Genomic DNA, 6647 nt, shown 5'->3' with positions numbered 1-6647 from the left:
GCTAATGTGGTAGAACCGATACCACTTAAATATTCGGTTACAACTTTTATTTTGAAGTTCAAATTAAATTTCATTATAGTAAAACCCCCAAGATTGGATTTACGTCCAATCTTGGGGGTTCACTTTATGTGTTCACTCCTTTATTCTTCTTTTTGATTTTCTTTTCTTATTGCTTCCCATAACCCATTCAAATATGAAATTCCTAAAGCACGATCATACAAACCATACCCAGGTCGTCCATCTTCACCCCAAATATTCCGTCCGTGATCAGGTCTGATATAGCCATCAAAGTTTGTATCAGAGAGGGCCTTCATGATCTCGTACATATCCAATGAACCTTCTGAAGATAGATGCGCTGATTCATGAAAATCTCCTTCATTACCCATAAATTTAATGTTTCGTGCATGGATAAATGGTGCTCGATCTTTTCCAACAAACTCTCTGATAATTGCTGGAACATCATTATCAGGGTTCTCCCCCAAACTACCCGTACAAATCGTAAAGCCGTTGTATCTTGACTCGTGTAGTTCCTCAATCACAAACATATCATCACGATTCTTACAAATTCTTGGTAAACCAAATAATGGACGTGGCGGATCATCTGGATGAATTGCCATTCTAATGTCAACTTCTTCACATACAGGAATAATTGCATCCAAGAAGTATTTCAAATTCTCACGCAATTTATTCTCATCAACATCCGCGTATGCTTCAAATAGACTTTTTACTTCAGAAAGTCTTTCTGGTTCCCAACCAGGTAGAATATATCCATTAGAGTCTTCTTGAACCGCTTTCAAAATATCTTTTGGATCACCCTCAACTTTTTTATGTTCAAACGCTAAATCGTTCGACCCATCTTCTAATTTAAAGTGAAGATCTGTTCTTACCCAATCAAATATTGGCATAAAATTATAGCAAATTACCTTTATTCCTGCTTTAGCAAGATTCCTAATCGTTTGCTTATAGTTTTCAATGTACTTATCTCTTGTTGGTAATCCAATCTTAATATCATCATGAATATTTACGGATTCAATCACTTCAAGATTTAATCCTGCTGCTTCAACCTCCGTTTTAAGAGATTGAATTTTTTCCATTGGCCAAACATCACCAACAGGTACATCAAAGAGCGCTCCTACAACTTGTGTAGTTCCTGGGATTTGACGAATATCTTGTAATTTAATTGGATCATCATTTGATCCATACCAACGAAAACCCATATTTTTCATAATTATTAATCTCCCTATGCGAAAGTTGCTCATTAATCTGCAACAATTCTTTTGATTGTTTTAGCTACTGCTTGCTTCCCATTAATTAATTCTTTAAAATACTCTTCCACTTTTTCTCCGAGACCAATCTGATACAAGTCAAAACCAAATATTTCTTTATTACTCAAAATAGTTTTAAGATGCTCATGTACGTCAACCGGTGCACTCAACTTAATATCTGCAACTTTTGGTGTTAATTCTGTCAACATCGGATCTGAGCTTAATTCAAATTTTTGACCCTGATCATCAATCCCCATCAAGTAACGACACCAACCGGCAATAACAAATGGAATAAATTCCAAATCTGTAACATCAAAAGCGGGATTATTCAGATAATGTTGAATTGTTACTCCATAACGAATTTTTAATTTTTGTGATGTATCTGTTGCAATCCGTTGAGGCGTATCAGGGATATTACGATTAGGTAACCTCTTTTCAATTAACTGATCAATAAATAGTTTTGGATTAATAATTTTAGGGTCTTTGACTACTGGCAGGCTTTCCTTATATCCAAGATTCTTAATTAAATCAAGCAAATCAGGATTTTCAACTTCTTGCCAAATTGATTTGTACCCAAGTAAATTACCAAAAATTGCAAGGGCGGTGTGTAACGGGTTGAGGCAGGCCGTCACCTTCATTTGATCTGCATCGTTAACAGTATCCCTATCTGTCAGGATTACACCTGCCTTTTCTAAATCCGGTCGTCCATTTGGGAAGCTATCTTCAATTACTAGATAGTGTGTCTCTTCAGTATTACCAAATGGAGCAATATTAGTATGCTTAGCAGTGTGCACAATTCTGCTATCTTCAAATCCTATTTTTCTTAGTTTCTCAGCAACCGTTTCTGCTGGGTTAGGTGTGATTCGATCAATCATACTCCATGGAAATGTAACTTTGTTTGTATCTTTTAAATAATCCAAAAATCCACTCTCAACAAACCCATTTTCAACCCATCCATTTACAATTGTTAAAATTGCATTTTCTAGTTTTGCACCATTTTCTGAGAAATTATCCGTGCTTACCATTGCGATAGGCGCTTGATTTTCTAAATAACGTGCATATAGAAGATGTGCAACTGCTCCCATATTTGTCTTAGGATGCGATGGCCCATCTGTAATATCATCAATCGCAAGTTGTGTTAAGTTACCTGAACTATCCCGTAAACTGTAACCTTTTTCAGTAATTGAGAATGTTGCAAATTGTAACGAAGGATTTTCAAATACTCTTGTCAAGTACTGCCATCCAGTAGGATTTGCATCGTTAAAATAAACACTGTGAGCAACACTGGCCACTAATTTCTTTTGTAATGATCCATCCGCATTCATTGTCACACTAAGAATTCGATTATTATAAGCATGATAGATTTCTTCAATCACTTGGTCATCATATGTTTCCGCAACAATGACTCCACTCTTCATAATTTCCTTATTAAGTAATTCTTGAGCAATCACCGCATGGAAGCAACGAAATAAATTTCCTCCTCCAAAATGTACCCACAAAGGTGTTTTATCAGTTTCCATACTAACTTCTTCTTGAGAATATTTTGGCACTTCAATATCCGCCAAACTGAAATCTCTTTGTTTACCTACATAATCATCTGTAAGTTTAACCATTTGTATCCCCTCCATTTTTCAACCAAGTTACGGTTGTAATTTCCAAAAAATTGTTTTATCATACTGATGTACTAATATATCAGTTCACAAAATACAATGTAATCGTTTTCTACAAAAAAGTCAATACATCTTTGAAATTATTTTCACAAAAAATTAGGAGGTAGACATAATGCTTAAAAAAATAGTAACTACCCAGAAAATTAAAAAATCTGGCGTAATCGCTGTTATCAGAGCCAAATCAGCAAAAAAAGCAGTTGATATATCTGAAGCTGTAATAGCTGGTGGGCTTACAGGAATTGAAATAACCTTTACTGTACCTCAAGCAGATCAAGTAATTACCGAACTATCATCAAAGTACCAAGATACTGATGTTGTAATTGGAGCCGGTACAGTTCTGGATTCCGTTTCAGCACGATTGGCTATCTTAGCTGGGGCACAATTCATTGTTAGTCCTAGTTTTGATTCTTCTGTCGCTGAAATTTGTAATCTTTATCAAATACCTTATACTCCAGGGTGTCAGACTCTAACCGAGATGCAAACTGCTCTTAAAGCTGGTGTAGACATTATCAAATTATTTCCAGGTGCAATTGCTGGCCCGCAAATGGTTAAGGCCGCTTTAGCTCCATTGCCGCAACTTAATCTGATGCCTACAGGTGGTGTAAATCTTGAAAATATGACTGATTGGTTTAAGGCTGGTGTAATTGCCGTCGGAGCAGGTAGTAATTTGCTAAAACCTGCAGAAAATGGAGATCTTGCTGGTGTAACAGCTACTGCCAAAAAATATATGGAAAAGTTGAATCAAATTCGGAATTAATTGTTAAAAATCTTTTTAAGCGAGGTATTTTAAACATGATTGATTTTTTAACGATTGGTGAACCGCTTGTAGTATTTGCGGCTACAGAAACCAATAAATCATTAGCAGATGCAAAAACATTTCATAAATATTTGGCGGGAGCCGAATTAAATGTTGCAATTGGTTTAGCACGTCTTGGATTTTCAACAGAATATCTCTCTCGTGTAGGGTCAGATCCCTTGGGGCAATTTATTATTAGTGAACTAAAAAATAAAAAAGTTGGCGCTAAAAAAGTCGCAATCGACTATACTGCGTGGACCGGTTTTGAGATGAAACAAAGAGTTACAGCTGGCGATCCTAATACTTTCTACTTTCGAAAAAATTCAGCAGCTACTAGATTATCTACTGAAATCGTCGAAAAAATTGACTTTAGTGAGATTAAATACCTGCACTTGACAGGTATCTATCCAGCCATTTCAGACAACGCATTAAAAGTTGCCGAATTGCTGTTATTTAAAGCAAGAAGGGCAGGAACAACCATAATTTTCGATCCAAATTTACGTCCTGCTTTATGGCAAAATGAAACAAAAATGGTTGAAACCGTTAATACCTTAGCAAGTAAAGCTGATATTTTCATTCCAGGTATTAAAGAAGCCCACCTATTAACCGGTTTATCGGACGAATCTGAAATTAGTGATTACTATTTACAAAAAGATTGTAAATCTATCATCATTAAAATGGGTGCATCTGGTGCTTACTTGAAAGATAATAATAATACTGAATTTATTCCCGGGTATCATGTCAAAAAAGTGATTGATACTGTTGGTGCTGGTGACGGTTTTGCTGTTGGCTTAATTTCGGGTCTATTAGATAATCTCTCACTATCTAAAGCCATACTTCGTGGTAATGCCATTGGTGCTTTAGCAGTACAATCATCAGGAGATAGTGATGGCTATCCTACACGGGAACAACTGGATTCATTTGTTATTAATAATTTACCAACCCTCTAATAACTGATATACTAATGTATAATTATCATTATTAATTAATACATTAGACGATAGAGAAGAGTTGGTACCTTGCTTAACACATCCTTGAACCTCCATGACCAAGCCTACAAGATTATACTTGAAAAAATTCTGACTGCTGACTATGAGCCCGGTCAGAAAATATCTGAAAAAGAAATTAGCGAAGAGCTGGGAATTGGTAGAACTCCTGTAAGAGAAGCTATTTTACGCTTACGCCAAGAAGGATTAATTAATGTTATCCCTCAATCTGGAACATATGTCACAAAAATTGATTTAAAAGTTGCTACCAGTGCGCGTTTCATTCGTGAAAGCATTGAAACCAATGTAATAAGGGAAATCGCATTAAAAAAAGATATTACGACCGATCAATTGCACATAATTATTGATAATCAGAGGTATTTTTCCAAACAAAAGCAATTTGAAAAATTTTTTACCGAGGATGAAGACTTTCATCGTGAATTTTATGTTCTATCTGGACACAGTCAAGTTTGGGAATGGCTACAAACTATCAATACACAATTGAATCGTTTCAGAATTCTACGATTAAAAGTTGCAAAGCTTCCTTGGGAGACCCTGATACAAGAACATGAAGATCTCTTAAGTGCTGTCGAAACACACAATGTAGATGTCGCAACGACCCTGATATCTAATCATCTTCATTTAATGCTTGATGAGGAGAAGACATTAATACAAGCTTTTCCAGACTATTTTTCAAATTATTAGTTGTGGTTATTTGAATTGTATTTTAATTATAAATACGCCACTATTATTAAAATTATTCGTCACTTTTCAAAACTAGTTATCGAATACTAAAAACCATTTTGAAACATGATGCAGATGCAGTATTATCACAATGTCATGGAGCTTAGGGAGATGAACATGGGTAAAAGTCTAAGGGAAAAGCTTAGTGGCAGTGATTTGCGCTCTATCGGAGAAGCAAATCTAGTCATTGGTGACATAAAAAATCAGAGTGAATTTGATATTCTTTTTCAATATTTATATGATAATGAACGCTTGATTGTGATGAGAGCAGCAGATGCGATTGAAAAAATTTCTTTAACACATTCTGAATATCTATATTCACATAAGGTTGATATCATAAATTTATGTTCATCAGCGACTGACATTGAATTAAAATGGCATCTAGCCTTATTAATATCGCGCTCTTCTTTGTTGGTTTCAGAGCAAGCAATTGCATTCAATATATTGAAAAAATGGGCAATCAATCCTAAAGAAAGCAGGATTGTTCGAGTGAATGCTATTCAATCACTCTATGAATTATCAAAACAAAACAGTTCATTTAAGGCAGACTTTTTGTCAATAATCAATATTGTTCAAGAAGAGAACATTGCTTCTATAAATGCAAGAATTCGCAAAATACTAACAAGTGAGGCTTAATTAAGACGAAAGAATTTCTCGTAATATTCTTCTAATTCTAGCTTAATATAGAGAGTATGCTATGAATTGGCAATGTAGCACCTTTGAAACATCATATATATATTTTTGAAACGAATGTAGCACCCTCTCGAAAAATGACTTTTTTGAGCAAAATGAGATTTTGGGATAATAGGGTATCAGAATTAAACTTTTTTAGAAAGAATTACTTAACCATTTTTATTTACAGCTGACAGAAAAAATCCGTTGATAGATTGCCACATTTACAATCTGTCAGCGAATTTTTTTCATACCAAAAGGTATATACGTCTTTGTCATTAAAAAGTCCACATACAACATTATTTTTAAGATGATTGGAAACTTATGAGTTTCTTAGACAATTCTATAAATTTTTTGCTCAATATTGTAATTCTTCATAACTATGCATATGGAAACTTTTTAGAAATTGGAAAGCTGAAACCTTTTTTACTATTATTAGATGCCCATGACCACCATTTTAAAAAACAGTTGTCTTAACAAAGATATCTTCAACTAAATACACACACTTGAGAAT

6 protein-coding genes are annotated in these 6647 nt (G+C 34.6%); 4 read left to right on the top strand and 2 right to left on the bottom strand.

Annotated features, from left to right (window positions below):
• Positions 1 to 140: 140 nt before the first annotated feature.
• On the bottom strand, positions 141 to 1226 hold the full coding sequence (gene uxuA, locus FFX44_RS10690) for a mannonate dehydratase (RefSeq protein ID WP_289980821.1): 1086 nt from the start codon (positions 1224 to 1226) through the stop codon (positions 141 to 143).
• Positions 1227 to 1258: 32 nt separating this feature from the next.
• Entirely contained in the window at positions 1259 to 2878 is a 1620-nt protein-coding gene (locus tag FFX44_RS10685) for a mannitol dehydrogenase family protein (protein WP_289980819.1), read from the bottom strand.
• Between the two features lie 169 nt (positions 2879 to 3047).
• On the opposite strand from FFX44_RS10685, the gene FFX44_RS10680 reads away from it, so the two are divergent.
• The 4 genes from FFX44_RS10680 to FFX44_RS10665 all read left to right on the top strand — a co-directional run bounded on the left by FFX44_RS10680 (position 3048) and on the right by FFX44_RS10665 (position 6097).
• Positions 3048 to 3692 carry a bifunctional 4-hydroxy-2-oxoglutarate aldolase/2-dehydro-3-deoxy-phosphogluconate aldolase gene (locus tag FFX44_RS10680; RefSeq protein ID WP_289980815.1) on the top strand — a complete coding sequence of 215 codons (645 nt, stop codon included), beginning with the start codon at positions 3048 to 3050 and terminating at the stop codon, positions 3690 to 3692.
• 35 nt (positions 3693 to 3727) lie between these two features.
• A complete protein-coding gene (locus tag FFX44_RS10675) occupies positions 3728 to 4681 on the top strand; it encodes a sugar kinase (protein WP_289980810.1) in 954 nt (317 codons plus the stop codon).
• Positions 4682 to 4750: 69 nt separating this feature from the next.
• Complete coding sequence (locus tag FFX44_RS10670) at positions 4751 to 5422, top strand: GntR family transcriptional regulator (RefSeq protein ID WP_289980808.1); 672 nt, start codon at positions 4751 to 4753, stop codon at positions 5420 to 5422.
• A gap of 156 nt (positions 5423 to 5578) precedes the next feature.
• Complete coding sequence (locus tag FFX44_RS10665; protein ID WP_289980807.1) at positions 5579 to 6097, top strand: hypothetical protein; 519 nt, start codon at positions 5579 to 5581, stop codon at positions 6095 to 6097.
• The last annotated feature ends 550 nt before the right edge of the window (positions 6098 to 6647 follow it).

Source organism: Lactobacillus sp. UCMA15818 (assembly GCF_030400225.1).
Taxonomy (GTDB): domain Bacteria; phylum Bacillota; class Bacilli; order Lactobacillales; family Lactobacillaceae; genus Liquorilactobacillus.
The sequence above is the reverse complement of the archived record's forward strand: the minus strand, read 5'-3'. Positions and strand labels throughout refer to the sequence as shown.

Excerpts from the sequence above, each read along its gene's own strand:
- FFX44_RS10680 (WP_289980815.1), top strand. The coding sequence starts at position 3,048 with ATGCTTAAAAAAATAGTAACTACCCAGAAAATTAAAAAATCTGGCGTA.
- FFX44_RS10685 (WP_289980819.1), bottom strand. The coding sequence starts at position 2,878 with ATGGTTAAACTTACAGATGATTATGTAGGTAAACAAAGAGATTTCAGT.
- FFX44_RS10675 (WP_289980810.1), top strand. The coding sequence starts at position 3,728 with ATGATTGATTTTTTAACGATTGGTGAACCGCTTGTAGTATTTGCGGCT.
- uxuA (WP_289980821.1), bottom strand. The coding sequence starts at position 1,226 with ATGAAAAATATGGGTTTTCGTTGGTATGGATCAAATGATGATCCAATT.
- FFX44_RS10665 (WP_289980807.1), top strand. The coding sequence starts at position 5,579 with ATGGGTAAAAGTCTAAGGGAAAAGCTTAGTGGCAGTGATTTGCGCTCT.